Genomic DNA, 24,378 nt, shown 5'->3' on the forward strand with positions numbered 1-24,378 from the left:
CTCATCCCCCACGGCGCGGGCCGCGCCACCCTCGTGCAAGCAGGCTGAACGACCCCAGGCGACCTAGGAGAGGGCATGTCCCCGCGGACGAACGACGGCGAACCGGAGCCCACCCGACCGGCCTCCGCCCGACCTGTACCGGCCTCCGGCACATCGGATTCCGGCGCACCGGCCCACGGCGGACCGCTCGCGAACCCCGGCCGGCCGGCGCCGAACCCCGGCCCGGGTCGGGCCTCCGAGGAAGCCTCCTCAGACACGAAGACCGGGGCGGAAGAGGCGAAGCCCGGGAACCCGGCGGAAGCCGGCGCCCAGGCCGACGCTCATGCCGACAGCGACGCTCATGCCGAAGCCGGCGCGGAGGCCGGGGTCGAGCCCAGGGCCGGCGCCGAGGCGGAGGCCGGGTCTGACGCCGAGACCGGTGCCGGCGCCGAGACCGCTACTGGCACGGAGGCCGGCACCGAGGCAGCGGCAGCGGAGGCCGACGGCGATGTGTCTGCCGATGCCGAGGTCGGCCGCAGCGCCCAGGGACACGGCGCCGGTGATCGCGACGCCGATGACCACAGTGCCGGTGATCGTGGCCCCGGCACGGGTGACGGTGGCGGACTCGCTGCCGGCGGCGACGAGCGTGTCGCCGCGGTGCGGCGGGCGGGGGCCGCCGGGCGTCGGTGGCGGGCCGCTCAGCTCAGCGCCTGCGCCGCCATGCTGGCCGTGGCGCTCACCGCCGGGGCAGTCGCGCTCGGGGCGGTGCGGGACGGACAGAACGTGCCCGTGTCGACCGCCGCTGCGGTCTCCCCCGGGCTGCTCGCCAGTGGCGACCTCGACTCGAGCATCACCGCGCTCCAGGCCCATCTCCGTTCGCAGCCGAGGGACTTCGGCGGCTGGGCCACCCTCGGGCTCGCCTACGTCGAGCAGGCCCGCACCAAGGGCGACCCCTCCCGCTACCCGCAGGCCGAGCAGGCCCTGAAGCGCTCCCTCTCGCTGCGCTCCGACAACGACCAGGCGCTCGCCGGCCGGGCCGCCCTCGCCGCCGCCCGGCACGACTTCGCGAACGCCCTGGACCTCGCCGACCAGGCGCTGGAACAGAACCCCTACAGCGAGCGCGCCCTGTGCTCCCGTATCGACGCCCTCGTCGAACTCGGCCGCTACGACGACGCCGAGGAGGCCGCGAAGACGGCCGACGAACGGCGGCCGGGCGTACCGGTGTTCACCCGCTACGCGTACGTGCACGAACTGCGCGGAGACGTCAGCACCGCCCGCCGGGTCCTGGAGCGGGCGCTCGCCGCGTCGACCTCACCCGGCGACATCGCCTACGTGGCCGCACAGCTCGGTCAACTCGCCTGGAACCAGGGCGACTACGCCACCGCTCTCACCCACTACGCCCGCGCGCTCGCCGCCGACGAGAACTACCTCCCCGCGCTGGAGGGCCGTGCCCGCGCCCAGGCGGCGAGCGGACAGCAGGCGGAGGCGATCAAGGGGTTGGAACTGATCGTCGCCCGCTATCCGCTCCCCGGACCGCTGGTGGAGCTCGGTGAGCTGTACGAGGCCAGGGGCGGCGAGGGGGACGCGGCGAAGGCCGAGAACCAGTACCTCCTCGTCGACGCGTGGACGGCCATCGCCCGCGCCAACGGCGTCAACGCCGACCTCGACACCGCGCTCGCCGCCGCCGACCACGGCGACCGGGCGACGGCCCTGCGCGCGGCCCGCGACGACTGGTCCCGCCGGCACACCGTGCACACGGCGGACGCCCTCGCCTGGGCCCTGCACGTCAACGGCAAGGATGCCGAGGCCCTCCCCTACGCCCGGCAGGCCACGGCAACCGGCTACCGCAACGCGTCCTTCCTCTACCACCGCGGGGTGATCGAGAAGGCCACGGGACACCCCGCCGACGCCCGTACCCACCTCGCCGCCGCCCTGAAGCTGAACCCCGGCTTCTCCCCGCCGGGCGCCCGCGGGGCCCGTACGGCTCTGAAGACGCTGGAGGCGAGCAAGTGATCTCCCGTCGTCAGCTGGCTTCCTGCGCGGCCGTGTTCACGGCCGGCTGCGCGCTCGCACTGGTCCCTTCCGCCGACGCGAGCGCGCACCCCCTCGGCAACTTCACCGTCAACCGCTACGACGGTCTCGTCGCCGCTCCCGGACAGCTCCGCGTCCACCACGTCGAGGACCTCGCCGAGATCCCGGCGACCCAGGCGAAGCCGGACATCGAACGGCTCGGGATGACCGAGTGGGCCCGGCAGCGCTGCGCGAGCGCCGCGACCGGCAGCAGGCTGACCGTGGACGGCCGCGCCGTCACCCTCACGGCGGGCGCCGGCAAGGCGGTCGTACGGCCCGGCCAGGCGGGGCTCGACACCCTGCGCGTGGAGTGCGGGCTGACGGCTCCGCTGCCCGCCGTGTCCGGCGAGGACACCCTCTCCCTCACCTTCCACAGCGAGGGCGCCTCCTCCGGGCCCGGCTGGCGCGAGATCACCGCGCGCGGCGACCGCATGACGCTCGCCGACTCCGACGTGGCGAGGAAGTCGGCCTCGTCGGAACTCACCAGCTATCCCAAGGAGTTGCTCTCCTCCCCCGCCGACACCTCGACCGCGTCGGTGCGGGTGCGGCCCGGTGGCGCGGCCCTGGTCGAGGAGGACCGGGACGCGCCGGCCGCGTCCGTGCTGCCGCGGGGCGCCGACCGCTGGACGCGGGCCCTGGACGACCTGGTCGCCCGGCAGGACCTCACCGTCGGCTTCGCCGCGCTGGCCCTGGTGATCGCCGTCGGCCTCGGCGCGATGCACGCGGTCGCCCCGGGGCACGGCAAGACCATCATGGCCGCGACGGCCGCCGCGCGGGGCGGCAGGGCCCGGATGAAGGACGTCCTTCCCCTGGCCGCCTCCGTCACCGTCACCCACACCCTGGGCGTCGTCGCCCTCGGCCTCCTCGTCACCGCCGGTTCGGCCGCGGCGCCTTCGGTGATCGCCTGGCTGGGCCTGGCCAGCGGCGCGCTGGTGCTCTTCGCGGGTGCGACCCTCACACGACGGGCCTGGCGCGGTCGGGGCCCCGACAGCCCCCACGGACACACCCATCCCCATCCCCACCCCCACCCCCACGGCAGCGGCCCGCACGGCGACGACCCGCACACCCACGAGCCCGCGAAGGCCCCCGCACGTCAACTCGCCCTCGTCGGCGCCCCCACCCCGCACACCCATGCCCATCACGACCCCGGGCACGATCACGGGCACCGTCACGACCCCGGCCACGACAGCGACGGCGACCGCCACCCCGAGCACGACCACGGTCACGAGCACGGTCACGAGCACGGTCGCCCCCACACGCACACCCACGGCGGCCACACCCACACCCACGCCGTCGCCCCCACGCTCCGCGGCACGCTCCTCCTCGGCTTCGCCGGCGGCATGGTGCCCAGTCCGTCCGCCGTGGTCGTGCTGGTCGGCGCGGCGGCGCTCGGGCACGCCTGGTTCGGGCTGCTGCTCGTCGTCGCGTACGGCGTCGGGCTCGCGCTGACCCTGACCGCCGCCGGGTTCGCCGTCGTCAGGCTGGGCGCGGGCGCGACCCGTCTGCTGGACCGGCAGCCGCGCTGGACGACCCACCCGGTCGTGACGCTGGCCCGCCGCAACCTGCCCCTGTGGTCCGCGTTCGTCGTCGTCGCGCTCGGCGCCGGACTGGTGCTCAAGGGGGCCGCATCCGTACTCGGCTGAGCTACGTTTGTGGGGTTGCGGAGGTTTTCGCCCGGATACGAAGAGCGAAATGGGGGCGCGGTGTCCGAAGAACCGGGCAGTGAACGTCTGATCGCGGGCCGCTACCGCCTGCTGACCCCGCTGGGCGAGGGCGGCATGGGCACGGTGTGGCGGGCCCGTGACGAGGTGCTGCACCGCGAGGTCGCCGTCAAGGAGGTGCGTGCGCCGCACGGACTGGCGGCCTCGGACGTCGAGCGGATGTACGCACGGCTGGAGCGCGAGGCCTGGGCCGCGGCCCGGGTCGCGAACCGGAATGTCGTCACGGTGTACGACGTGGCCACGCAGGACGGGCGGCCGTGGATCGTCATGGAGATCGTGCGCGGGATCTCCCTCGCCGAGCTGCTGGACGCCGAGGGGCCGCTCGAACCGGTCCGGGCCGCGCACATCGGCGCCGAGGTGCTGTCCGCGCTGCGGGCCGCGCACGAGGCCGGAGTGCTGCACCGGGACGTGAAGCCGGCCAACGTGCTGATGTCGAACGACGGCCGGGTCGTGCTCACCGACTTCGGTATCGCGACCGTCGAGGGCACCTCCGCGCTGACGATGACCGGCGAGGTCATCGGCTCACCCGAGTTCCTCGCGCCGGAGCGGGCGCTGGGGCGCACCCCGGGGCCCGAGTCGGACCTGTGGTCGCTGGGCGTGCTGCTGTACGCGGCGGTGGAGGGCAACTCGCCCTTCCGCCACGACACTCCGCTGAGCACCCTGCGCGCGATCGTCGACGAGGAGCTGCCGCCGCCGCACCGGGCCGGACCTCTCGCGCCCGTGATCGAGGGCCTGCTGCGCAAGGACCCGGCCGAGCGGCTGCCGGCCGACCGGGCCGAGCAGGACCTGCGGCTCGTCGCGGCGGGCGGCGCTCCTCGCGGCGGCGACACGGTCCGCTCGACGCCGCCGGCGCCGTTCGCGCCGTATCCGCCGACGGTCTCGACCCCGGCCGAGCCGTTCCGTCAGGAGCCGTCGTCCGCGACCCCGCCCCGGTCCTGGTCGGCCGCGCCGGGGACGACGACCGGCTCGGCGGAGCCGCACCGGAGCAGGCGCGCCGGTGCGGCCCTCGTCGCCGGTGTGGTGGTGCTGGCGCTGGCCGTCGCCGGGCTGACGTACGGGCTGCTGAACCGCGACGACGGCGGCGACGACGCCGGCGGTGGTGGCGGGGTCACCAACAGCGCTACGGATGTGGTGAGTTCGCCTTCGACACAGCCGGAGAAGAGCGAGGAGGCCAGCGAGTCGCCGAGCCCGAGTCCGAGCGAGAGCGAGAGTTCCGAGGCCCCGGCGCAGACCGTCTCGGTCACCGTCGCCGGCGCGCACACGGACTACTCGGGCAGTTGTCCGCCGCCGGACGGGGACGCGCCCTCCTTCACCGCGACGATCACGGTGGGGCGGCTGCCCGCGACGGTGTCCTACCGCTGGGTGTCGAAGGACGGTGAGCTCTCCGGGCAGACCTGGAAGACGCTCGACTTCGCGTCCGGCGGCGGTAAGTCCAAGCAGGACCAGGTGATCGTGTCGACGTACGCCGAGAGCGGGACGTACCAGAACTCCATCGCCGTAGAGGTCCGTGATCCGGTGAAGACGACGTCCAACTCGGTGCCGTTCTCGGTCACCTGCGAGACGGAGACCCCGACGGACGGGGCCTCCCCCTCACCTTCCGCCTCGGAGTGACGGAACTGACGGAACGCACGGAGCTGACGAGCTGACGGATCAGGCGGCGCTGTTCAGGACCGGCAGGTAGCCACCCGACTGGCCGGACGCGGTCGGGTGGTACGACTCCCCGATGTTCAGCCAGTTGAGGCTGTGCAGCCAGGAGCTGCCGGAGCAGATCTCGTGGCCGGCGAACGGGGTGCGGACGTCGCCGAAGACGAAGCCGTGGGCGGCGGCGCTCCTGGCGGTCGTGGTGTCCAGGTAGTCGGCCGCGCTGTTGATGGCGGAGCGCTTGGTCTCGGACAGGCCCAGGCAGACCGTGCCGAGTTTGTAGAAGCGGGGGTAGCCGATGACGACGACACGCGCGTTGGGCGCCTTGGCGCGGATCGAGGAGTAGACGGTGTCGAGCTTGCCGGGCAGCGTCGAGTCGACGTAGGCCCTGGCCGTGCTGATGCGGGACAGACAGGTGCTGTCGGAGCCGGTGACACAGGTCGTCATGACGTCGGCGAAGCCCGCGTCGTTGCCGCCGGCGGTGATGGAGACCAGGCCGGTCGAGGAGTTCAGGCCGCCGAGCTGACTCGCCAGAACGTCATCCGTTCGCGCGCCCGAACAAGCCGCGAAGGTGAACGACGAGGGGGCGTGGGCGGCGTTCCAGAGGTACGGGTACGCCTTGGTGCTGCGCTTGCAGGTGCCGCTGGAGCTGATGTAGCTGCCCGCGCCGACACCGGACGAGTAGGAGTCCCCCAGCGCCACATAGCCGCCTGTGGCGGCGAGTTGGGCGCCCTGCGCCGAGGCCGCCCCGGTGAGGGCGGTGCCGAGGGCGAGGAGGAGTGAGCTCACGAATACGACAAGTCGGGAACGTCTCATGGAACCTCCCTTAGCAGGATCTCTGCCACAACGTTCGTAGCAACTACGCGTGTTGACGGGAAGTGTCCATGCCAAGACTTTCCGGCCGCTGACGGGATCGCCCGAAGCCCTTTGCGGGGCTGGTGTTGCGTGAGCATGTCAAGGTGGTCAGCCCCTCAACTCCCTGGTTCCACGCCCGTGGACGGCCGAGGCTCTACCTCGGCCGCGAACGGAACGCGACGTTCGAGGCCGTGTGCGCGACCGCGCGCACTCCCCCACAGCCGTGCGCCGACCCAGGCGCGCGCCGCCCAGAGGAGGACTCCCTCGCCATGGCACAACTGCGTGGCGCGTCCACCACGCTGGACACCGCGGTGCGCAACTCCATCGCCAGCGGCGTCACCTACGCGGTGGCGGCGGGCAACAGCAGCGCCAACGCCTCCCCGTACTCCCCGGCCCAGGTGGCCACGGCCCTGGTGAACGGCGCGACCTCGAACGTGGTCACCAGCCCGGGCACCGGCTCACCGAACAAGCTCCTCAAGATCGTCCCGTGACCCCCGCGGAGGCACGGCACTGATCCGAACCACCGTTCCCCGGAGGCCCACGCGGCCTCCGGGGAACACTTTTGTTCGCTCCCGTGACCGTTCCTGTGCCGTTTCCTTTCGAGGGGACGCATCGTTGTGTAACGGTCAAACGAACAAAAAGGTGAGTGAGACACCAAGGGCTTGCCATCCGGGCGTAATCATCAATACCGTCATACATCTCACTCGCATCGGACCGTCGGCAACGGCTCCAGGGGAGGGCTCAGGGACCGCGGCGGTATCGGGGCGGGAGCGCGGCAGGGGGGTGCCGAGCTCGGTGACCGCGCTGGTCGACCGGGCCGTGCCGCGCGCGGTCGGCTGCCGTCCTTCGACGGTGGCCGGTCAGTTCTGCCGGCTCACCCGTGTCTGCGCGGAGATCACTCCGCCATGGGTGAGAAACCCCCCTTTCGAACCGGACGTGGATTCCGGGCCGCCCAGGGGCGGGCGGCCCACCGGACGAGAGGGACCAGACTCATGAGTTCCGTTCTGCAGCCGGCGACACCGGGCCAGGATCTCGAAGGCCCGTCGACCGTCGGCAAGTACCGGCCCATCTCCTCTCACCTGGCCATCACGCCACCGGTGAGCGTGGTCATCCCCGCGATGAACGAGGCCGAGAACCTTCCGTACGTCTTCAAGACCCTGCCGGACTGGATCCACGAGGTGGTCCTGGTCGACGGCAACTCCACCGACGACACCGTGCAGGTCGCGCGGGGTCTGTGGCCGGGCGTCAAGGTCGTCGGACAACAGGGCCGCGGCAAGGGCGACGCCCTGATCGCCGGCTTCGAGGCGTGCAGCGGCGACATCATCGTGATGGTCGACGCGGACGGCTCGGCCGACGGCAACGAGATCGTGTCGTACGTCTCCGCCCTCGTCTCCGGCGCGGACTTCGCCAAGGGCTCCCGCTTCGCCAACGGCGGCGGCACCGACGACATGACGTTCATCCGCAGGCTCGGCAACGGGGTCCTGTGCGCCATCGTCAACCGCAAGTTCGGCGCCCGCTACACCGACCTGTGCTACGGCTACAACGCGTTCTGGCGGCACTGCCTGGACAAGATCGAGCTGGACTGCACCGGCTTCGAGGTCGAGACCCTGATGAACATCCGGGTCGTCAAGGCCGGGCTCAAGGTGCAGGAGATCCCCAGCCACGAGTACCTGCGCATCCACGGCGTCAGCAATCTGCGCGCAGTCCGCGACGGGCTGCGCGTGCTGCGGGTGATCCTCGAGGAGCGGTCCAACCGGCGGGCGCTAGGCCGGCTGGTCCGCCGCTCGCCGATGCTCGACTCGGGCCGGGGAGAGGCGTCTTGAGCACGATCGACGTCTCGGTCGTCATCTGTGTGTACACCGAGGACCGCTGGGAGGACATCCTCGCGGCGGTGGGCTCGGTGCGGGCGCAGACCCACCCGGCCCTGGAGACCCTGGTCGTCGTCGACCACAACCCGACGCTCCTGGACCGGCTGAGGAGCGAGTACAAGGAGACCGGCGGGGTGCGGGTACTACCCAACGCGGGACCGCGCGGTCTGTCGGCCGGCCGCAACACCGGCATCGCCGTCTCCCGGGGCGAGGTCGTCGCCTTCCTCGACGACGACGCCGTCGCCGAACGGGACTGGCTGCGCCGGTTCGCCGACCCGTACTCCGATCCCCGGGTGCTGGCCGTGGGCGGCCGGGCGGTGCCCGTCTGGTCCTCCGGCCGGCGGCCCGACTGGTTCCCCGAGGAGTTCGACTGGGTGGTGGGCTGCTCCTACCGGGGCCTGCCGCCCGGCCGGGTCCGGGTGCGCAACATCCTCGGCGGGAACGCCTCCTTCCGGCGTACCGCGTTCGACTTCGTGGGCGGCTTCGCCACCGGCATCGGACGCGACGGCAGCAAACGCCCGATGGGCGGCGAGGAGACGGATCTGTGCATCCGGCTCAGCCGCGCGAGACCCGACGCCATCCTGCTGATGGACGACCGCGCGGTGATCCACCACAAGGTGCCCGAGGCGCGCGAGCACTTCGGGTACTTCCGCACGCGCACCTACGCCGAGGGGCTGTCCAAGGCGCTCGTCGCGCGCAGCGTCGGCGTCGACAAGGGTCTGGAGTCCGAACGCCGTTACGCCACCCGGGTGTTGCCGGCCGGTGTGGTCCGCGGACTGCGCGACCGGCTGCTGGCCCGGCCCGGCGGGGCCCGGCGGGCGGCCGCGATCGTCGCCGGGGTGCTGACGGCGGCCGGCGGGTACCTGGTCGGCAGCGCGCGGGCGCGGCGGGCGGGGACGACGTTCGCCGTGGTGCCGATCCCGGCGGACCAGGTGGAGCGGGCCGCATGACGGGGGCGGGCGTACCGATCCTCATGTACCACGCGGTGGCCGCCGACCCGAACGCCGCCACCCGCGCCCTCTCGGTCACGCCCGAGGCGTTCGCCGAACAGATGGCCGTGCTCGCGGACCGCGGTCTGACCCCGCTCACCACCGCCGATCTGGCGGCCCGTTGGCGCTTCGGCCGGCCGCTGCCGGGCCGCCCGGTCCTGATCACCTTCGACGACGGCTACGAGGGCGTGCACCGGCACGCCCTCCCGGCGCTGGCCGAGCACGGCTTCCCGGCCACCCTGTTCGTCACCACCGGCTGGATCCGGGGCGCCCACGACACCGGGGGCGGCCTGGACACCATGCTGGACTGGCGGCAGGTGCGCGCACTGGCGGACGGCGGCGTCGAGATCGGCGGCCACAGCCACACCCATCCGCAGCTCGACCGGCTCGACGACGCCCGGCTGCGCGCCGAACTGACCCGCTGCCGGGACGTCGTCGCCGGCGAACTGGGCGCCCCGCCCGTCTCGTTCGCCTACCCGTACGGCTACTCCAGCCGCCGGGTGCGTACGGCGGTACGCGGACACGGGTTCGCCCAGGCGCTCGCCGTGGGCAACTCCCTGGCCCACCGCGCCCAGGGGCCGTACGCCCTGCGGCGGGTGACGGTGCGGCGCGGCACGGACGCCGAGGAGTTCGAACGGCTCGTCGACGGCCGGGCGATCGGCCGGACGTTCGCGAGGGACCGGGTGCTCACCAAGGGGTACGCCGTGGTGCGGCGGACCCGTCGGCTCCGGCAACGGGTCTGAGGGGTGGCCCCGGCCGAGCCCGTCGGGGCCACGCACACCCGGCGGGACCGGTTCCCGGCAGCGGGCACGCCCGACACACCGGGCGCACCTCGCGCGCTGCGGAAACCGGGTGCGGGCGACGCTCTTGTGCCGGATCATGGCGGCATGTCCGTACCCCCGCACGACGCACTGCCGATCCGGCTCAACGTCGACGACTCCGACTCCCCGTCCGATGTCGTCGACGCGCTGTTCCTCGGCCGCTTCGCGACGGGCGAGCAGCCGTACTCGCACGCGGTGAACATCGACCGCGTGCGCTCCGGCGCGACCCTGCTGCCGCCGCACGCCCGCGTGCTGCGGGTCGCCCGGGACGAGGACCGCAGCGCCACCCTGGCCGAGGGCGACGGCTGGACCCTGCTGGTCTCCCGCTGGAACCGCGGGGCCGACGTCACGGTCACCGCGACCACCGCCGAACTGGCCGCGCAGGTGCTCGACCAGGCCACCGACGGTGCGGCGGACGAACCCGAGCCACAGCCGGAGAACGTGACCATGGGCTTCTGGTACGTCTCCCCGCGGCGCGGCCCGCACCGCACCACCCGGCAGATCTCCGCGGGCACCTGGGACGAGGTGCGCCCCAACTACACGGCGCCCGTCGCCGAGGCGATGGACCACCTGATGGGGACGACCCCCGAGGGCATCGCCGGCCGGCTGCTCCTGCTGCACGGCCCGCCCGGCACCGGCAAGACCTCGGCGCTTCGCACACTGGCCCGCTCCTGGCGGGAGTGGTGCCAGGTGGACTGCGTGCTGGACCCCGAGCGGCTCTTCTCCGACGTCGGCTACCTGATGGACATCGCGATCGGCGAGGAGGACGCCGCCGGCAAGGGCCGCTGGCGGCTGCTCCTCCTGGAGGACTGCGACGAACTGATCCGCGGCGAGGCCAAGCACACCGCGGGCCAGGCCCTGTCCCGGCTGCTCAACCTCACCGACGGCCTGCTCGGCCAGGGCCGCAACGTCCTGGTCGGGGTCACGACCAACGAGGACCTGGAGCGCCTGCACCCCGCCGTCGTCCGCCCCGGCCGCTGTCTGGCCCGCATCGAGGTCGGTGGGCTGACCCGCCGGGAGGCCGTGGACTGGCTCGGCACGGAGGAGGGGGTCGGCCGCGAGGGCGCGACGCTGGCCGAGCTGTACGCCCTGCGCCGGGGCACCTCCCCGACCTCGCTGCCGGAACCCCGGGGGCGGTCGGACGCGGGACTTTACCTGTAGGTGTTCTGATGGAGGTATGACGCTGTACGTCGGCACGTCCGGCTGGCAGTACCAGGACTGGAAGGGCGTCCTGTACCCGGCCGACGTGCCCGTGCGGCGGTGGCTGGAGGAGTACACCGGGCACTTCGCCACCGTCGAGATCAACAACGCCTTCTACCGGCTGCCGTCGCGCGAGACGTTCGTGTCCTGGGCCGAGCGCGTCCCGCCGGACTTCGTGGTCGCGGTGAAGGCGAGCCGCTATCTGACCCACATCAAGCGGCTGAAGGAGCCCGAGGAGCCGGTACGGCGCCTGATGACCCACGCGGCCGGCCTCGGCGGCCGTCTCGGGCCTGTGCTGCTCCAGCTGCCGCCGACCCTGCGGGCCGACACCGGGCTCCTGGACGCCTGTCTGTCCTGCTTCCCGTCGGACACGCGCGTCGCGGTGGAGCCGCGGCACGAGTCATGGTGGACGCCCGGCGTACGCGACGTCCTGCGGGCCCGGGGCGCGGCCCTGTGCTGGGCGGACGTCGGCTCCCGTCCGGTCACCCCGCTGTGGCGCACCGCCGACTGGGGATACGTCCGCTTCCACCAGGGCCGTGCCCACCCCTGGCCGCACTACGGCCGCCGGGCCCTGGAGACCTGGCTGGACCGCATCGCGACGACCTGGGCGGTCGGGGGCGGGCACGACGTCCACGCCTACTTCAACAACGACCCCGGCGGCGCGGCGGTGGAGAACGCGGCACTGTTCGGGCGGACGGCGCGGCGGGCGGGGCTGAGCGTGACCCGCACGCCGGGCACGCTCGCCGCACACCGCTGATCAGTTGATCAGCCGATCACCGCTTGCCGCTTGCCGCTTGCCGCTTGCCGCTTGCCGCTTGCCGCGGAGCACCGTCCGACCCTGAGCACTCCGCCGCCGATCACCGTTCGTAGGCAGCCCGCAGGGCGTCCCGCACGGCGGCCGACGCCTGTTCCTCGGTGAGCCCCAGCCGCAGCACCCGCTCGGCGTAGGCCTGCGCGGCACCCGCGGCCTCCCGCTCCGCCGCCGGCCCGGAGGCGGCGACGAACGTGCCGTTGCGTCCCCGGGTCTCGATCACCCCGTCCCCCTCCAGCGCCCGGTACGCCTTGGCGACGGTGTTCGCGGCGAGGCCGAGCGACTCGGCCAGCCCCCGCACCGTCGGCAGCCGGTAGCCGACCGGCAGCGCTCCCGACCGCGCCTGCTCGGCGATCTGCGCCCGCACCTGTTCGTAGGGCGCGGCGCTCTCATCGATGTGGATCTTCAAGGTCACGGGCCGATTGTCCCGCACCCGCCGGGGAACGGGAGTGCGGACGAAGCCGAAAATGGGAGGCGGACCGGGTCGCCCGACCGTAGCGTGCGCTCACATGACGGTCATCGTGTACGCCACGGGCATGACCGGCCCCGCCCGCGACCACCGCGGCCGGGGCCCGGCCAGGCTCGTCAAGAACGACTCGCCGCACCGGGCCCGCGCCGCGGGGTACCCGCGGGCGTACACGGGCGACGACGCGGGCAACGGGCCGATGCTCGCGGTCAACAAGTGGTTCGGCTACGGGATCTGCGCGACGGAGGTGCGGCATGTCCGGGAACTCGGCTGAGTCGGGGGGTTCGGTGGACGTCGTCCTCGTCAAGGGCGGCCGGACGAAGATCCGGTACGCGGCCGAGCTGCTGTCCGACGACGGCACCCGGATCGCCGTGCGCGCCCCCTGGGCCGGGGACGCCGTACGGGACTTCGGCTTCGTCCGCTTCGAGGCGGGTGACGTCTTCACCGAGTACTACTGGCGGGACCGCTGGTACGCGGTGAAGGAGGTCCGCGACCGGACGGGCGCCCTGAAGGGCTGGTACTGCGACATCACCCGCCCGGCCACGCTGTCCGGCGGCGAACTGGTCGTCGAGGACCTCGACCTGGACCTGTGGCGCTCCGCCGACGGGACGGACGTACGGCGACTGGACGAGGACGAGTTCGAGGAGAGCGGGCTGGCGGAGCGGGACCCGGCGGCCGCGGCGGCCGCGGTGACTGCCCTCGACGAGCTGGAGGCGCTGGCCGGCGCCGAGGGCGGCCTGGAGTCGCTGCTGGAGTGAGGGGCCGTCCGCCCGCCGCCGTGTTTCACAGCAGCGCGTTTCACGGCACCGCCGCACGCCGGCGCCTCACACCGTCGCCACCACCGCGTACCGCTCGTCCGTCACGGCTGCGCCCCACAGCCCCGCGTCCTCCGACAGCCGTTCGACGCGCGCGTGCCCGGTCAGCGGGGCCAGCAGGGCGGTGAGCCGGTCCGCCGGTATGCCGACCGGGGTGACGGTCCCCCATACGCCCTCGACCAGCACGAGCCGCCCGCCGGGCCGCACCAGGCCGCGCCAGTGCCGCAGGACCCGGGCGGGGTCGGGCAGGGTCCACAGCACGTGCCGTACCAGCACGGTGTCGAAGAGCCGCTCACCGACCGGCGGCGCCGCCGCGTCACCGACGAGGAACACCGCGTCACGCCCGGCGAGTTTGGCGCGGGCCAGGTCGATCATGGCCGAAGAGAGATCGACCCCCGTCACCCGGTGTCCCTGCTCGGCCGCGAGGAGCGACAGACTGCCGGTGCCGCAGCCGAGATCGAGGAGGTCACAGCCGCGCTCCGGCAGCCAGCCACGCAGCCGCCGGGCCCAGGCGGCGCGCACCCCCGGGTCGCGCAGGCCGTGGTCCGGCTCCTCGTCGAAGGCGGCCGCCGCCGCGTCCCAGTCGACACCGAGCGTGGTCGCTTCGTCACTCTTTTCCCTCATGTGCCCAAGAGTGACACCCACCACTGACAATCGAATCGTGACAGCCGCCACTGACAGAAGGGGGGCCGATGAGGAACTCTCCCCCAAAGGGTCTACCTCCGTGCGAACGCGGAACCCGGTAGCTCCTGAAGGAGGCAGCCATGCGCCGTACGACCGTGCAGAAGCCCCTGAAGAAGACGGACTCCCGCCGGATCCGTGACGAGGTCGAGGAACGGCCCGCCGGCCGCCCCGAGGTGCGCAAGGACATCGCACGCACCTGGTGGCCGGACGGCTGAGCGACGCCGCCTTCAGTCCAGCCGCTTGCGGTAGTGGACGCGGTCGTACGGCCCGTCCACGCGCCGCTCCACGAGCACGTAGCCGTACTTCGGGTAGATCTCCTGGTTCTCCCACATCATCGCGTTGGTGCAGAGCCTGACCTCGGGCAGCCCCAGCGCACGCGCGTGTGCGTCCACGAAACGCAGCAGCCGCCGCCCGACGCCCTCGCCGTGGGCGTCGGGACGGACGGCGATGCTGTCGAGGAACAGGTGGTCGGCGAACGCCTCGACCACCACGAGGCCGACCACCCCGCCACCGAGCGGGTCGCCGGTCACGAACACCTTCCCCGCGGCCACGTCGGCCGCGTGGTCCGCCTCCATGGGCTGCGGCACCTGCCCGATGCGCTCGATGTAGGGCGTGTACGCCGCGTCCGTCACGGCCTGCACGGCCGGCACGTCGGCCGCCGTGGCGGGCCGGATCTCCTCGCTCGTCATGCCGTGCACGCTACCTACCTGATCCCCGTCTCAGCGCTTCCTTAAGGCGACCCTAAAGATCGCCACGGACCCTCCCGAGCAGGTGAATCCGCGGTTTCTTGGTTCCGGCACACATCAGGCCACCACCTGTTCCGGTTCCGAGGAGTTCCCCCATGCCCGCACGCCGCAAGGCCGCCGCCGTCGCCTCCGTCGCCTCCGTCGGACTGATCCCGGCGGCCCTGACCCTGCTGTCCGCCGCGCCCGCGGCCGCGCACGGGTCGATGGGCGATCCGGTCAGCCGGGTCGCCCAGTGCTACGCGGAAGGTCCGGAGAGCCCGAAGTCGGACGCGTGCCGGGCCGCGGTCGCGGCGGGCGGGACGCAGGCGCTGTACGACTGGAACGGCATCCGCATCGGCGACGCGAACGGCCGCCACCAGGAGCTGATCCCGGACGGCAGACTGTGCAGCGCGAACAACGACGAGTTCAAGGGCCTGGACCTGCCCCGCGCCGACTGGCCGGCGACGAGCGTCGACAGCGGCTCGTACACCTTCGAGTACCGCGTGACCGCCCCGCACAAAGGCACCTTCAAGGTCTATCTCACCAAGGCAGGTTACGACCCCGCCGGGCCGCTGGCCTGGTCCGACCTCGACCTGGAGCACCCGGTGGCGACGGCCACCGACCCGGTCGCGTCGGGCGGCTTCTACACCTTCTCCGGGACCCTCCCCGAGCGTTCGGGCAGGCAGCTGCTGTATGCGGTCTGGCAGCGCTCGGACAGCCCGGAGGCGTTCTACTCCTGCTCGGACGTGACGTTCGGGGGCACGAACACGAACACGGGCACAGGAGCGGGGACCGGTACCGGTACCGCGCCGTCCGCCTCCGCGCCCTCCGAGGAGCAGATCGAGGACGGTGCCGACAAGTCGACGGTCGAGCACCACGGTCAGGGGGACGACGACGCCACCACCACGACGGACCCGACGACCGACCCGACGACCGGGCCGTCCGCCACGACCGGGCCCTCCACCGCGGCCGAGTCGCCCGCCACGGCCAACGAGCCGAGCGCGGCAGGTGCCGGTCCGGCTTCGGGCGAGAGCCTCGCGGAGACCGGCGGCGACGGCAGCGCCCCGTATCTCGCGGTGGGCGGCGCGGCCGTCCTGGCGCTGGGCGCGGCGCTGCTGTTCGGGTCGGTGCGCAGGCGCGCGGTGAGCGGCGGACGGCACGGCCGCTGAGTCGCCGTTCCTCCTCGGTACTCCGGGGCCTGACCGGCGGCTCAGGCCGGACAGGCCCCGGCGGACCACCTGCGCGTCAGCTGAAGACGGACGCGCAGGTGGTGGCGGTGGCGTGGGCCGGGTCGAGCGCGTTGGCCACCTCATGGAAGGCGATCCGGTCGAGCAGACCGATCGCCACGTGCTCGGAGAGGTCCACCGGGCACAGGTCCTGGAGCAGGACGTTGTGCACGTCGGATCCGCTGAGGTACTGGGTGCGCCACGGCGTGACCACTTCGTCGTACTTGGTGGCGATGACGGTGTAGCGGACACCGGCGACGGTGTCGCCGCCCGCGTTGAGCTTGGTGAGGAAGGCCGATCCGGCGACCTGGTCGGCGAGGCCGGGGGTGGCGGCCGAGAGGAGGTCCTCGGCGCCCGGGAAGTAGGGCAGCAGGTTGGCGAGTCCGCCCAGTGTGGTGCCGTGGTTGTCGGGGGCGACGCCGACGAGCGCGTTGACCTTGGCGGCGCCGCCGAGGAACTTCAGGTAGTAGCGCGGCATCATGCCGCCCTGCGAGTGGCCGACGAGGTCGGCCTCGGCGGCGCCGGTCGCGGCGAGCACCTTGTCGACGAAGGCGGAGAGCTGCGCGGCCGACTTGTCGATGGGTCCGAGGCCGTTGAAGAGCGGCACGCCCGGCAGTTGGCCGTAGTCGACGGAGAAGACGCAGTATCCGCGGACCGTGAGGTAGGGGGCGAGGGCCAGCCAGTTGTCGACCGAGTTGCCGAAGGTCCCGTGCACCAGGACGACGGGGCGGGGGTGTGCGGCGGAGGGCTTGCAGCGGTAGTCGTTCCAGCCACTCGCCGAGGCGGTGGCGGCGGCGTCGGCGTGGGCGGCGGTGGCGGGGACGGTGGCGGCCGCGGCGGCCAGCAGCAGTGCGGCGAGTGGTCTGAGCGCGCGTTTCCAGGGCAGCATCGAGTGATCTCCTTGCGGCTCAAGGGAGGATGCGATGGCCTTACGCCCTGTGACCCGGATCACGAGGATGCTGTTCACTCGTCAAGTTACGGGCGAGTAGCTGAACTGTGAAGTTACGCGTCAGTAAAAACTTCCAGTGGTAGTCACCGTGGACCCGGGATCACTGATATGCCGTCACCAAACGGGCCGAATGGGGCCATGGGGCGCGATTCGTGACAGCTGGTCGAGCAGAAGGCGCACCTGCCCCTCGCCGAGCACGGCGGCCCATGCCCGCACCGCCTCGGCGGCCGCCTCCTCCGCCGCCCTGGTGCACTCCCAGCCGCGCTCGGTGAGCACGATCAGCCGGGCCCGCGCGTCCTCGGGGTGCGGCCGGCGCTCGGCGTACCCCTTCCGCACGAGCTCCTCGACGAGCTGACTCGCCGCCTGCTTGGTGACCCCGAGGTGCGCGCCCAGTTCGGTGACCGTGGCACCGTCCGGGGCGAGCCGGGTGAAGGCGAAGCCGTAGGCGGGCCGCGCCTCGAATCCGCGGGCGAGGACACCGTCGTTGACGCGCTGGGTGAGTTCGCCCGCGGCGGCGAGCAGGACGGCGCTGAGGGCGAGGGCTTCGGAGTTCTGCACGTCCGCATTGAAACATCCTTGACAGATTGGTCAAGCAGCTTGACCATGAGGGCGGACAGTCAAGCTACTTGACCATCTTCGGGCGCGTGTCCAGCAGCGACGACGCCCTCGGAAGCCGAAACCGACAGGAGACACCCATGCCCGTCATCCGTTCGTCCGACGCCGTCACCCACGAGATCCACGGCGCCCGCTTCGTCTCGTACGCCACTCCCCGCACCGGCAGCAAGGAGTTGTGCGCCTGGCGGGGCGAGATCCCCGCCGGGACGAAGGCGCCCGCGCACACCGTCAGCCGGGAGGAGATCTTCCACCTGCTCGTCGGCGAGCTGATCCTCACGCTCGACGGCCGCGCCGAGCGGATCAGGGCCGGCGACACGGTGATCGTCAATCCGGGGGCGACCCTGGCCGTCGAGAACCCGACCGATCACACCGCGCTCTCCTGGGTCACCACGTCCATCGGCCTGGAGGCGGAGCTGGCCGACGGGACCCGGATCGCTCCCCTGTGGGCCAACTGACCCCGTTCCGGCCGCCGTCGCCTCACGCCGCCAGCGTCCCGGGCTTCACCGCTTGCGGCCCGAACTTCGCCCGCACCCGGTCGGCCACCTCCTCGATCCGGCGGACCTTCTCGTCCACGGGGTCGAAGGTGAGCTGGTGGGAGGCCTGGTCGGCGGGGACGAGGGCCTCGGCGCGCAGGGCGATCGCGCGGACCCGGGCGCGCTGCAGACCGAGCGCCTCGTACAGGCCGTACGCCGTTCTCGTCAGGGCCGCCGAGTGCGCTGTCGGCTCCCTGAGGGTGCGGCTGCGCGTGGTGGCGGTGGGGGTCCCTGCGCTCGAGCCTGTTCGAGAGCGGGGGAGGTCGGCGTAGCGCACGGTGAGGGTCAGGGTGCGGCAGACCTTCTCCGCGGCACGCAGCCGGGCGCCCAGTTCCCCGGCGGCCGAGAGAAGCGCGCGGCGATGCCGGTCGGGATCCAACTCGTCGCGGGTGAAGGGGCGTTCGGTGGCCAATGAGCGGGAGACGGCGTTCGGTACGACCCGGCCGCGGTCGACGCCGTTGGCTTTGTCGTGCAGTTCCCGGCCCGCCTTCGCGCCGACCAGGCGCTGGAGCGTGGACAGGGGTGCGGCGGCGACCCGGCCGAGGGTGTCGAGGCCGTACTCGCACAGGGTGCGGGCGGTCGCCGTACCGACACCGGGCAGCGCCACGACGGGCTTCTCGGCGAGGAACTCCCTTACCCCGCCCTCGGGGACCGCGCACGTCACCCCGGGCCGGGCGCCCCGCAGCGCCACGCGGGCCGACACCGGGCCGGGGCCCGCGCCGATCACGCAGTCGACCCCGTGCAGCGCGAGCGCGCGCACTCTGATCACCGACGCCAGTTCGACCGCGCTGCGCCCGAAGTACCGTTCGGCGCCGCGCAGATCGGCCAGCGCCCCGTCCGGCGGCAACGCCTCGACGACCGGCGTGAACTCCTCCAGCAGCCCGAGCAGCGCCGGCAGGGCGGCCTCGTCCGCCGAAGGCAGCTGGAAACGTACGCAGAGGATGGTCATCCCGCACTCCCCGGACTCTGGTGCCACAACTTCCTTCCCACCGCGGGCCCTTCGCCCGCGGGGCGCAGATCGGCCCAGGGGTGCATCTCGTACCCCGTGGACATGCGGATGCGCCGCTGTTCCCCCGCGTCCCGGGCGGCCGAGCCCGCCGGCGCGGGCAGCCCGTCCGAACCGGCGAGCCGGGCGCGCGCCGGGCCGTCGCCGTCGACGCCCGCGTCAGGGACGTCCGCGTCCGGGGCATCCACGCCCGGCGCGCCGCCAGGGCCGGCCAGCCGGGCCGCGACCCCTTCCAGGCCCTCGTCCCGGCGCACCTCCAGCAGTTCGGCGAGGTTCCAGGCGGCGGCGCCCACCACGCTGAGGCTGCGCGGGCCGCGCCGCTGCACCACCCCGCGCACCAGCAGCAGCCAGGAGTGGAAGACGGTGTGCGCGCAGGCGTCGTGGGAGTCGTCGAAGAAGGCCAGATCCACCAGGCCGGTGCCGTCGTCCAGGGTGGTGAAGATGACCCGCTTGCCGGACCGGATCGGCGGGGTCTGGGTGGCCGCCTTGGCACCCGCCACGAGGACCGTCTCGCCGTGCCGGGTGTCGCGCAGCCGGCGCGCCGACAGCACGCCCAGTTCGTCGAGGAAGCTCCGGTGGTCGTCCATCAGGTGGCGCGAGGCGTCCATCGACAGCACGCCCAGTTCGGCGCTGAGCTTCTCGGCGGAGGACAGGTCGGGCAGCCCGGCCGGGGTGGTCTGCCGGCCGCCGGCCAGCGGGAGTTGACCGCCGCCCGCGCCCCGGGCCCCCCGGTGCAGTTCGGTCAGGTGCAGTTGCAGATCGCGCCGGTTGGCGCCGAACGCGTCCAGCGCGCCGACCTGTGCGAGCCGCGCGGCGAGCGGACGGCTCGGCCGCGCCCGTTCCCAGAAGTCCAGCAGCGAGGCGTACGGCTGCCCGTCCGCGATCCGTGCCGCCTCGGCCTCGGTGATGCCGTACACGTCGGAAAGGGCGAGCCGCAGCCCCCAGACCCCGGAACCGGATGGATCAGAGCCCGCACCGGAGGAATCAGACTCCGAATCAGACACCAGTTCGATACGGTGGGCGACCGCCGACCTGTTCACGTCCAACGGCAGCACCGGCACCCCCCGCCGCCGCGCGTCCGCCAGCAGCAGCCGCTTCGGGTACATCCCGGGGTCATGGGTGAGCAGCCCGGCATAGAAGGCGGCCGGGTGGTGCGCCTTCAGCCACGCCGACTGGTACGTCGGCACGGCGAAGGCGACCGCGTGCGCCTTGCAGAAGCCGTACGAGCCGAACGCCTCGATGATCTCCCAGGTCCGCTGAATCGTTTCTGCGTCATATCCGCCGGCCGCCGCGTGCTGGGCGAACCACACCTTGATCCGCCCCTGCGACTCCGGGTCCGACAGCCCGCGCCTGACCCGGTCCGCCTCACCGCGCCCGCAGCCGGTCATGACGGCGACGATGTCGATGATCTGCTCGTGGAAGACGACGACCCCGTAGGTGTCCCGCAGCGGCTCCGCCAGATCCGGGTGCGGATACCGGACCGGCGCCCGCCCGTGCCGCGCCTCGATGAACGGCCGCACCATGTCGGCGGCGACCGGCCCGGGCCGGAAGAGGGAGATGTCGACGACGAGATCGTGGAAGGTGGCCGGCTGCAACCGCCCCACCAGGTCCCGCTGGCCCGGCGACTCGATCTGGAAGCACCCCAGCGTCTCGGCGGACCGGATGAGCCGATACGTCGCCGGGTCGCCGGCCTTCAGCGTGTCCAGGTCGATCCGCTCCCCCGTAGCCCGCTTCACCTCGCCCACCGCGTGCGCCATCGCCGACTGCATCCGCACGCCCAGCACGTCCAGCTTGAGCAGCCCGAGGTCCTCGACGTCGTCCTTGTCGAACTGGGCCATCGGGAACCCCTCGCCGCTGGTCGGCATGACCGGCGTACGGGAGAGCAGGGAGGCGTCGGAGAGGAGCACCCCGCACGGATGCATGGCGACTCCGCGCGGAAGGGCGTCGAGGGACTCGACCAGCTCCCAGAGCCGTCCGTACCGCTCCTTCTCCCCCGCCAGCGACCTGAGTTCGGGCAGTTCCTCCAGCGCCGTCCGGGCATCGCGCGCCCGGATGTGCGGGAAGGACTTGGCGATGCGGTCGATGTCGGCCGGGTCCATGGACAGGGCCGCGCCGACGTCCCGGATGGCGTGGCGGACCCGGTACGTCTCCGGCATCGCGACCGTCGCGACCCGCTCGGTGCCGAACCGGCCGATGATCGCCCGGTAGACCTCCAGCCGGCGCGCGGACTCCACGTCGATGTCGATGTCGGGCAGCACGACCCGCTCCTTGGACAGGAAGCGCTCCATCAGCAGCCCGTGCTCGACCGGATCGGCGTTCGCGATGCCGAGCAGGTGGTTCACCAGCGATCCCGCGCCGGAGCCGCGGGCCGCGACCCGGATGCCCATCCCCCGCACGTCGTCCACGACCTGGGCGACCGTCAGGAAGTACGAGGCGAAGCCGTGGTGGGCGATGATGTCCAGCTCCCGGTGCATCCGCTCCCAGTAGGCGCGCTTGCCGGAGTGGCCGCGCAGCACCATACCGGCCGCCGCCCGGGAGGCCAGCGTCCGCTGGGCGGTGCGGCGGCCCGCGCCGACGAGGTGCGGCTCGGGGAAGTGGACGGCGCCCATGCCGAGGTCGTCCTCGGGGTCGACCAGGCACTCGGCGGCCGTCGCCCGCGTCTGTTCCAGCAGGCGGTGCGCGGTGTCGCGCCGGTAGCCCGCGGCCTCGACGATCCGCTCGGCCGTGCGCAGCATCGCGCCCGCGTCCTTGAGCCAGGCCTCCCCGGAGTCCAGTTCCTTCGTCGGGTCGACCGGGACCAGCCGCCGGGCGGCGTCCAGCACGTCCGCGACCGGGCCCTGGCCGGGGTCGGCGTACCGGACGGCGTTGCTGAGGACGGGCCGGATCCGCTGTTCGGCGGCGAAGCCGACGGTACGGGCGGCCAGCCGCAGGGAGCCGGGTCCGGTGCCGGTGCGCCCGTGCCAGACGGCCTCCAGCCGCAGGGCGTCGCCGTACACCTCCCGCCAGGGGACGAGGAGCTTCGCCGCGCGGTCCGGCCGGCCCGCGGCGAGCGCGCGGCCGACGTCGGAGGCGGGGCCGAGCAGGACGGTCAGGCCCGCACCGTGGTTCTCGGCCCAGGGCAGTAGCGGGGTGCCCTCGCCCTCGTGCGCGGCCGTGACGATCCGGCACAGGTCGCCCCAGCCCCGGGCGCCGTCGCGGGCGAGGAAGGTGACACGGGGTGTCGACTCGTCGATGAAGGCGCCCCCGCGCACAGGGGTGCGGCGCCTGTCCCGTCGCACGGACGCGTCGCTCTGCGGCCGCTCGGGGGGCGCCACCGCCAGGTCCACTCCGAACAGCGGGCGCACACCCGCCTTCGCGCAGGCCTTGGCGAAGCGGACCGAGCCGGCGAGGGTGTCGCGGTCGGTGAGGGCGAGGGCGTCCATCCCCCGCTCCGAGGCGCGCTCGGCCAGCCGCTCCGGGTGCGAGGCGCCGTAGCGCAGGGAGAACCCGGAGACGGTGTGCAGGTGCGTGAACCCTGACATCCGCACCTCCCGTTAATCGAACATCAGTTCCCAACTGCCCCACCCCCACCATAGACCAATTTCCGAACGTCTGTACGACAGCCGTTCGGACGCCTCCCACCTGCGAAAACACCCCCCGCCCCGGACCGTGGGGACATGACACCGGCCACCGGCGCCGACCCGCCCCGCGGCTCCGTCAGTGCCCCCTCGCGACCTGCCGGGGGCTCCGCACGCTGGTCGTCTTCGCCGTCGGCGCGGCCACGCCCGCCTTCCGGGGCGTCTTCGGGCTCGCCGGCATCGGCCCGGCCGTCCCGCTCGTGGTGACCCTGGGCAACCCCGGCGCGGGCGGCGCGCTCGCGCCCCCGCCGCTCCCGACGTCCCGGAAGGCGATCGGTCCGGCGCTGCCGCCGGGCGCGGGGACCTGGGCGACTCGCTCGATCGCCTGTTCCGAGGGCACCGGCACGCCCTCGTCGCCGTCGGCACTGTCGGCGTGGGCGGTCGCGGGGGGCGTCGCGGGGGTCGTCGTCACCCTGCCGGCGGCGGCCCTGCGGACGCGCCGCGCGCCGAGCGGGCCGCGAGGCCCGCGGCGACCCGCGCCGGACCGTGGCGCGCCGCGCCGGACACGTGCGAAGTCCCGCCCCTCGCGCGCGCGGGGCGGGACTTCAGCTGCTCGAAGGCTCCAAGGGCCGTTACGGGACCGTCAGCCGATCTGGGCCCCCGTCGCCGACAGCGCCTCCGTCACCGGCTGGAAGAACGTCTCCCCGCCGGAGGCGCAGTCACCGCTGCCGCCCGAGGTCAGGCCGACGGCGCTGCTGCCCGAGAAGAGGGAGCCGCCGCTGTCGCCGGGCTCGGCGCAGACGTCGGTCTGGATGAGGCCGTTGACGATGTCACCGTTGCCGTAGTTCACCGTGGCGTCCAGGCCGGTGACCGTGCCGGAGTGCACCTGGGTGGTCGAGCCGCTGCGGGTGACCTTCATGCCGACGGTGGCCTCGGCGGCGCCGGTGATCTGCTGGGCCGATCCGTTGTAGAGGTCGACCTCGCTCGGATGGTCGACCTCGGCGGTGTACTTGACCAGGCCGTAGTCGTTGTCCGGGAAGCTGGACACCTCGTTGGCGCCGATCTCGGTGCCGGAGGAGTCCGACCAGGTGGAGATGGCGTCGGTGCAGTGCCCTGCGGTCAGGAAGTACGGCTCGCCGCCCTTGACCACGTTGAAGCCGAGGGAGCAGCGCCCGGTGCCGCCGGTGATGGCGTCGCCGCCGGCGATGAAGGGCTTGAACTCCCCCTTGTTGCGCTGGAGTTCGGCCACCTGTCCGAGCCCGTCGACGACCTTGGTGAGCTTGGCCCACTCGGCGTCGGAGACCGTGCCGTCGGCGGTGACGACGACCTTGTTGGTGGTCGGGTCGGTCACCCAGGCGGTGCCCGGGACGGACGCGTCCGCCTTGAGCGTCGTACGGGCGCCGGTCAGTTCGGCGAGGGAGTTCTCGACGATTCTGGCCTTGGCGCCGGCCGCCTCGACGGTCTTCGCGGCGGCCGCGTCGAGGACGTTCACCACGAGGCTCTTGCTCTTCGCGTCGTAGTACGTGCCCGCCGCGTCGGCGCCGAGGTCCTGGCCGAGCGTCGAGGCGAGCTTTCCGGCCGCGAGGGCCGAGAGGGGGGCGGGCTGCGAGGTCTTCGCAGGCTCGCTGGCGTTCGCAGTCTGGAAGGTGACTCCGGCTGCGACGAGCGCGGCGATGCCCGCGCCCGTCATGACCATCCGCCGCCCGGGTATGCGTCGGTGCTTCAACTCGCGTCCTCCTGTGGGGGGTCGACCCGGGCGGCTATGGGGGCAGCTCCGAGCCGGAAGGCTGGTTGACGGGCGCCCACTCTTCCGAACCGCACAGGGAGCACACAAGGTCGACTTCAGG

At 73.1% G+C, this 24,378-nt stretch carries 22 protein-coding genes and 2 pseudogenes; 14 read left to right on the plus strand and 10 right to left on the minus strand.

The window, feature by feature from the left end:
• Positions 1-75 precede the first annotated feature (75 nt).
• Genes QQM72_RS31460 through QQM72_RS31470 form a run of 3 tightly spaced genes read left to right on the plus strand, consistent with a single transcriptional unit; the run spans position 76 to position 5,381 of the window.
• Entirely contained in the window at positions 76-1,992 is a 1,917-nt protein-coding gene (locus tag QQM72_RS31460) for a tetratricopeptide repeat protein (protein WP_314224233.1), read from the plus strand.
• Positions 1,989-3,692, plus strand: a complete 1,704-nt coding sequence (locus tag QQM72_RS31465) for a nickel transporter (RefSeq protein WP_314224234.1) — start codon at positions 1,989-1,991, stop codon at positions 3,690-3,692. Before QQM72_RS31460 ends, QQM72_RS31465 begins: the two co-directional genes overlap by 4 nt.
• Positions 3,693-3,752: 60 nt before the next feature.
• Positions 3,753-5,381 carry a serine/threonine-protein kinase gene (locus tag QQM72_RS31470; RefSeq protein WP_314224235.1) on the plus strand — a complete coding sequence of 543 codons (1,629 nt, stop codon included), beginning with the start codon at positions 3,753-3,755 and terminating at the stop codon, positions 5,379-5,381.
• A 39-nt stretch (positions 5,382-5,420) separates the two neighbouring features.
• Here the strand turns inward: QQM72_RS31470 and QQM72_RS31475 are convergent, their stop codons facing one another.
• Positions 5,421-6,227, minus strand: a complete 807-nt coding sequence (locus QQM72_RS31475; RefSeq protein ID WP_314224236.1) for an SGNH/GDSL hydrolase family protein — start codon at positions 6,225-6,227, stop codon at positions 5,421-5,423.
• Between the two features lie 323 nt (positions 6,228-6,550).
• Between QQM72_RS31475 and QQM72_RS31480 the strand changes: the two are divergent.
• The 6 genes and pseudogenes from QQM72_RS31480 to QQM72_RS31505 form a co-directional block, all read left to right on the plus strand.
• Positions 6,551-6,757 (plus strand): annotated as a pseudogene (locus QQM72_RS31480) (S8 family peptidase); the annotation flags it as partial.
• Between the two features lie 501 nt (positions 6,758-7,258).
• Complete coding sequence (locus QQM72_RS31485) at positions 7,259-8,089, plus strand: glycosyltransferase family 2 protein (RefSeq protein WP_314224237.1); 831 nt, start codon at positions 7,259-7,261, stop codon at positions 8,087-8,089.
• A complete protein-coding gene (locus tag QQM72_RS31490) occupies positions 8,086-9,084 on the plus strand; it encodes a glycosyltransferase family 2 protein (protein ID WP_314224238.1) in 999 nt (332 codons plus the stop codon). The genes QQM72_RS31485 and QQM72_RS31490 overlap by 4 nt, the downstream gene beginning before the upstream one ends.
• Entirely contained in the window at positions 9,081-9,866 is a 786-nt protein-coding gene (locus QQM72_RS31495; RefSeq protein WP_314224239.1) for a polysaccharide deacetylase family protein, read from the plus strand. The genes QQM72_RS31490 and QQM72_RS31495 overlap by 4 nt, the downstream gene beginning before the upstream one ends.
• A 144-nt stretch (positions 9,867-10,010) precedes the next feature.
• The gene (locus QQM72_RS31500; RefSeq protein WP_314224240.1) at positions 10,011-11,105 is read left to right on the plus strand and encodes a DUF5925 domain-containing protein; all 1,095 of its coding nucleotides are present in this window, start codon (positions 10,011-10,013) and stop codon (positions 11,103-11,105) included.
• Between the two features lie 16 nt (positions 11,106-11,121).
• Entirely contained in the window at positions 11,122-11,901 is a 780-nt protein-coding gene (locus QQM72_RS31505; RefSeq protein ID WP_314224241.1) for a DUF72 domain-containing protein, read from the plus strand.
• 100 nt (positions 11,902-12,001) lie between these two features.
• Here QQM72_RS31505 and QQM72_RS31510 read toward each other — a convergent pair whose 3' ends face one another.
• The gene (locus tag QQM72_RS31510; RefSeq protein ID WP_020128208.1) at positions 12,002-12,370 is read right to left on the minus strand and encodes a GntR family transcriptional regulator; all 369 of its coding nucleotides are present in this window, start codon (positions 12,368-12,370) and stop codon (positions 12,002-12,004) included.
• 109 nt (positions 12,371-12,479) lie between these two features.
• Between QQM72_RS31510 and QQM72_RS31515 the strand changes: the two are divergent.
• Together QQM72_RS31515 and QQM72_RS31520 are read left to right on the plus strand one after the other, a co-directional pair.
• A pseudogene (locus QQM72_RS31515) lies at positions 12,480-12,695 on the plus strand (GNAT family N-acetyltransferase); the annotation flags it as partial.
• Positions 12,676-13,179 (plus strand): DUF402 domain-containing protein, encoded by a 504-nt coding sequence (locus QQM72_RS31520; protein WP_314224242.1) that lies wholly within the window; start codon positions 12,676-12,678, stop codon positions 13,177-13,179. The pseudogene QQM72_RS31515 and the gene QQM72_RS31520, both read left to right, overlap by 20 nt.
• Before the next feature lie 66 nt (positions 13,180-13,245).
• On the opposite strand, the gene QQM72_RS31525 is transcribed toward QQM72_RS31520, so the two are convergent.
• On the minus strand, positions 13,246-13,860 hold the full coding sequence (locus tag QQM72_RS31525) for a class I SAM-dependent methyltransferase (protein WP_314224243.1): 615 nt from the start codon (positions 13,858-13,860) through the stop codon (positions 13,246-13,248).
• 140 nt (positions 13,861-14,000) lie between these two features.
• Here QQM72_RS31525 and QQM72_RS31530 point away from each other — a divergent pair, with 140 nt between their 5' ends.
• Entirely contained in the window at positions 14,001-14,135 is a 135-nt protein-coding gene (locus tag QQM72_RS31530; RefSeq protein ID WP_107085289.1) for a hypothetical protein, read from the plus strand.
• Positions 14,136-14,147: 12 nt separating this feature from the next.
• Here the strand turns inward: QQM72_RS31530 and QQM72_RS31535 are convergent, their stop codons facing one another.
• Complete coding sequence (locus tag QQM72_RS31535) at positions 14,148-14,609, minus strand: GNAT family N-acetyltransferase (RefSeq protein ID WP_314224245.1); 462 nt, start codon at positions 14,607-14,609, stop codon at positions 14,148-14,150.
• Between the two features lie 152 nt (positions 14,610-14,761).
• Between QQM72_RS31535 and QQM72_RS31540 the strand changes: the two genes are divergently transcribed.
• Positions 14,762-15,814 carry a lytic polysaccharide monooxygenase auxiliary activity family 9 protein gene (locus tag QQM72_RS31540; protein ID WP_314224246.1) on the plus strand — a complete coding sequence of 351 codons (1,053 nt, stop codon included), beginning with the start codon at positions 14,762-14,764 and terminating at the stop codon, positions 15,812-15,814.
• A gap of 76 nt (positions 15,815-15,890) precedes the next feature.
• Here QQM72_RS31540 and QQM72_RS31545 read toward each other — a convergent pair whose 3' ends face one another.
• Together QQM72_RS31545 and QQM72_RS31550 are read right to left on the minus strand one after the other, a co-directional pair.
• Positions 15,891-16,760, minus strand: coding sequence for an esterase/lipase family protein (locus QQM72_RS31545; protein ID WP_314224247.1), 870 nt, complete (start codon positions 16,758-16,760; stop codon positions 15,891-15,893).
• Between the two features lie 174 nt (positions 16,761-16,934).
• On the minus strand, positions 16,935-17,378 hold the full coding sequence (locus QQM72_RS31550; RefSeq protein ID WP_314224249.1) for a MarR family winged helix-turn-helix transcriptional regulator: 444 nt from the start codon (positions 17,376-17,378) through the stop codon (positions 16,935-16,937).
• Positions 17,379-17,515: 137 nt separating this feature from the next.
• Between QQM72_RS31550 and QQM72_RS31555 the strand changes: the two genes are divergently transcribed.
• Positions 17,516-17,890, plus strand: coding sequence for a cupin domain-containing protein (locus QQM72_RS31555; RefSeq protein WP_020128199.1), 375 nt, complete (start codon positions 17,516-17,518; stop codon positions 17,888-17,890).
• 22 nt (positions 17,891-17,912) lie between these two features.
• Here QQM72_RS31555 and QQM72_RS31560 read toward each other — a convergent pair whose 3' ends face one another.
• The 4 genes from QQM72_RS31560 to QQM72_RS31575 all read right to left on the minus strand — a co-directional run bounded on the left by QQM72_RS31560 (position 17,913) and on the right by QQM72_RS31575 (position 24,257).
• On the minus strand, positions 17,913-18,917 hold the full coding sequence (locus QQM72_RS31560) for a DNA polymerase Y family protein (protein WP_314224250.1): 1,005 nt from the start codon (positions 18,915-18,917) through the stop codon (positions 17,913-17,915).
• A complete protein-coding gene (locus tag QQM72_RS31565; protein WP_314224251.1) occupies positions 18,914-22,495 on the minus strand; it encodes a DNA polymerase III subunit alpha in 3,582 nt (1,193 codons plus the stop codon). Before QQM72_RS31565 ends, QQM72_RS31560 begins: the two co-directional genes overlap by 4 nt.
• A 175-nt stretch (positions 22,496-22,670) precedes the next feature.
• Positions 22,671-23,003, minus strand: coding sequence for a hypothetical protein (locus tag QQM72_RS31570; RefSeq protein ID WP_314224252.1), 333 nt, complete (start codon positions 23,001-23,003; stop codon positions 22,671-22,673).
• 171 nt (positions 23,004-23,174) lie between these two features.
• Positions 23,175-24,257, minus strand: coding sequence for a S1 family peptidase (locus QQM72_RS31575; RefSeq protein WP_314224253.1), 1,083 nt, complete (start codon positions 24,255-24,257; stop codon positions 23,175-23,177).
• Positions 24,258-24,378: the final 121 nt, after the last annotated feature.

It is taken from the genome of Streptomyces zaehneri (assembly GCF_032248645.1).
GTDB lineage: Bacteria > Actinomycetota > Actinomycetes > Streptomycetales > Streptomycetaceae > Streptomyces > Streptomyces coriariae.